4 protein-coding genes and 1 tRNA gene are annotated in these 3,251 nt (G+C 65.5%); 4 read left to right on the top strand and 1 reads right to left on the bottom strand.

Features of this window, described 5'->3' with window-relative positions; translation table 11 throughout:
• The first annotated feature begins 186 nt into the window (after positions 1-186).
• The 3 genes from AUC71_RS09775 (at position 187) to AUC71_RS09785 (ending at position 1,469) form a co-directional block, all read left to right on the top strand.
• Positions 187-630: a hypothetical protein gene (locus AUC71_RS09775; protein ID WP_069624114.1), complete on the top strand. Its 444-nt coding sequence runs from the start codon at positions 187-189 to the stop codon at positions 628-630.
• Positions 561-1,223, top strand: a complete 663-nt coding sequence (locus tag AUC71_RS09780) for a hypothetical protein (protein WP_141701589.1) — start codon at positions 561-563, stop codon at positions 1,221-1,223. The genes AUC71_RS09775 and AUC71_RS09780 overlap by 70 nt, the downstream gene beginning before the upstream one ends.
• Before the next feature lie 170 nt (positions 1,224-1,393).
• Positions 1,394-1,469, top strand: a tRNA-Thr gene (locus AUC71_RS09785).
• Between the two features lie 69 nt (positions 1,470-1,538).
• Here AUC71_RS09785 and AUC71_RS09790 read toward each other — a convergent pair.
• Complete coding sequence (locus AUC71_RS09790; protein ID WP_069624116.1) at positions 1,539-2,393, bottom strand: MipA/OmpV family protein; 855 nt, start codon at positions 2,391-2,393, stop codon at positions 1,539-1,541.
• A gap of 184 nt (positions 2,394-2,577) precedes the next feature.
• On the opposite strand from AUC71_RS09790, the gene AUC71_RS09795 reads away from it, so the two are divergent.
• A partial coding sequence (locus AUC71_RS09795) for a cation diffusion facilitator family transporter (RefSeq protein WP_069624117.1) occupies positions 2,578-3,251 on the top strand: 674 nt, incomplete at its 3' end.

Below are 3,251 nucleotides of genomic sequence, written 5' to 3' on the forward strand. Positions count from 1 at the left end.
GTGCGCGGTCTGTTTCTCGAAGCCAAGCGCGGCAATGACGAGGACGCGGCGCGTGCTTGGCCGAGCAAGCGGTGCGGCAAGACCCAAAACTTGCTTGGGGCGTGAACGCACTGTTCGATATCCAAGCCGCGCGGCGATTGGAATGGCGCCCTGAACACGCTCGCCCTCGCCCGGCAGAACGGTCATGTGGATACCGGCACGGCGAACCGCCGCCGCGCCGTGCTGCTGACCGCCGAAGCGCGGGAAACGGAGACCTTCGATCCCGACAAGGCGCTGACGCTCGCCAATGAGGCGTTGCGGCTTGCGCCCTCGCTGGTGCCGGCGGCGGAGCTCGCGGGACGCTTGTTCGCCTCGAAGGGCGAAGCGCGTGCAGCTTCGCGACAGATCGTACGCACCTGGAAGCTGTCGCCCCATCCCGACCTTGCGGTGGCCTATGCCTTCGCCAAGCCGGGCCTCTCTCCGAAAGATAGGCTGAAGCGCGTCGAGTATTTGGCGGGTCTCACCCCGGACGACGTCGAAGGCTCGATCGCCGTCGCTCAAGCGGCGATCGACGCAAAGGAATGGCAGCAGCGCGCGACGTGCTGGCGCCCTACGTTGAGGGTCGGCCTTCCGCGCGCATCTGCACGCTGATGGCGCGCATCGAGGGCGGTAGCGGCGACAAGGGCCGGGAACGCGAGTGGCTGGCGCGGGCCGTGCGCGCGCCGCGCGATCGCGCCTGGATCGCCGACGGTTACGTCTCCGACCGTTGGCTGCCTGTGTCGCCGGTCACCGGCGCCGTCGATGCTTTCGCTTGGAAGGCGCCAGTCGACGCCATTGGCCGCGGCGACGACACGCTAATGATCGCGGAGGATACGGAGCCCCCGCGCGATGCGAGCGCCATGGCGAGCCTGGCGCCGGCGGAGCCCTCCGACGTGGTCGACGTCACACCCATTGTCTCCGAGACGAGCGAGGGGGGAGAAAAATCACCCGAGCCGCGAGAACGAGAAGGTGAGACGGTCGAAGTCTCTGCAACGGCCGTCGTCAAGGCCGGAAAAGCCGAAACGTCACCGGCGGCGACGCCGGGGCCCAAAGTGAACGTGGTGGGCACGGAACGGACGGCGGAAAAGCCCGCTTCGCCCGACTTCATGCCGATCCGGCCCCCCGACGATCCCGGTGTCGCGCAGCCGGATCCCGACGAGAGCCCGACTTCGCTGGAACGTCTTCGGGCGGCGCAGATCCGCTGAGTTTGGAGGTGGAGGCCGAAGATTGGCGTCCAGCTTGCGCCTTACCGATATTGGCATTAAGCACGGGGCCAAGGTGAGCCCGGGGCGGCGTTACACGCCGTCCCAAGGGCATTCCAAGGCTTCCTTTGCACGTCGCATCTAGTCTCATCGGCAGGCGCGACACGCCCGGAGCCGCAGTAGCTCAGTCGGTAGAGCATCGCATTCGTAATGCGGGGGTCGGGGGTTCGAATCCCTCCTGCGGCACCACTTCTTCTCCTCGACAACGCAGTTGCCGTCCGACGCCTTAAGCCGTGATGTCTGCGTCTCTGCGCAGATCTAGCGCTGGGGCAAATTGAATCGGTAGCCGAGCCCGAGCACGCCGGAGAACTGGTTTTCGGTCGCGACGACGGGGCTGTCCGCCGCGTCTCCCAGCAGGCGTCCGTAGCGCCCGCCCGCCTTGAGGAGCCACCGGTCGCTGAGGTCCATCGTCCCGCCAATCTCGAAGAAGACATCCTTGATGCCGGCGTCGGGCGTGTACGCCGCAAGGCCCGCCTTGGAGTCGCGGCTTTGGGCGGGCGTCACCCCGAAATAGGTCTGCATGTAATCGTCGCTCGCGAACGTCGTCCCGACGCGCGCCACGATCCGGGTGCGCTCGGTGATCTGCTGCGTCGTCTCCACGCCGAAGCGGAACTCAGGGCCCGAGTCGTCGCCTGTGACCTTCTCCAGGATGGCGGCGTCGAATTGGAACGCGCCGAGCGTGAATCCGGTATAGGCGCCGGCCACGAGCCCGCCGTCGATATCGCCGAGGCCCCGCAGGAGCGGACCGTCATCTTGATCGCGCTTGGTGATGTAGCCGGTGACTGCGCCGGCGTGAAACCGCTCGCCGCCGAGAACCCGGATGCGGATCTCGTCCAGCCCCCGGAAGTTCACCCGCTTTCGCACCTCGGTGATCGCGGAACCGTTCTCCTCGACCGTCTCGCTGAATTTCGGAATGATGATCGGGATGGGAATCGTCTCGAACTCGTCGGAGCCCTCGTATTTGGGCTTGACGATCGCCGCGCCGCCGAGCGTGACCGAGCGGCCCCCCTCTGGGTCTGCTCGCGCTTCGGAAGCGGCGCCAAACGATGCGGCAATAAAAAATGCGCCGGCGGCGCAAAAGCGATTTCGTGCACAACGAGTCGAGTGCGACATGAACCCCCCGATGCGCCTTCCCGAACGGACCCTGGCACGATGCGGCTAGGGGAAGCAACTGGACGTCGGCAAGCAGAGCGTGCAGGCATTCGCCTTCTCGCGATGTAGACTTCACCGTCGGCGACGCGGGAAAGGTCATTGGCCTTTGGTTTGTTGTAGCCGCGAGGCATGGAGGTAGCGGCCTGTGAAAAGCGACTCCCGCAAAGTGATTTACGCGGCGCTCGGCGCCAACGCGCTGATCGCCGTGAGTAAGTTCGTGGCAGCGTCCATCACCGGCTCATCGGCCATGATGTCCGAGGGCGTCCACTCGGTGGTGGACACCGGGAACCAGGGCTTGCTGCTTCTCGGCATGCGTCGGGCCAAGAGGCCGGCGGACGCCGAGCATCCTTTCGGCTATGGCGCGGAGATCTTCTTCTGGGCCTTCGTGGTGGCGATTCTGATCTTCGCACTCGGCGCCGGTATTTCCATCTATGAAGGCATCAACAAGCTGCTCAACCCCCACCCGATCGACAGGCCCTACATAAACTACATCGTGCTCGGATTTGCCTTCGTCTTCGAGTGTGCTGCCTGGACGATAGCCTACAAGGAGTTCCGCAAGGCTCAAGGTAGCAGGCGCAAGTTTCGCTTTTTCACCGCGGTCCGCCAATCCAAGGACCCTGCGACGTTCACCGTCCTGTTCGAGGACAGCGCCGCGATGCTGGGCCTGGTGGCGGCTGCGGCAGGCGTAGCTGCAGCCTATGAACTCGGTCTCGAATGGGCCGACGGTGTGGCCTCGATCGTGATCGGGGCCATTCTCGCCGGCGCCGCGATCTGCTCGCCCGTGAGACCAAGGGCCGTCTTGATCGGCGAGGCGGCGAG

The organism is Methyloceanibacter marginalis (assembly GCF_001723295.1).
Classification (GTDB): domain Bacteria; phylum Pseudomonadota; class Alphaproteobacteria; order Rhizobiales; family Methyloligellaceae; genus Methyloceanibacter; species Methyloceanibacter marginalis.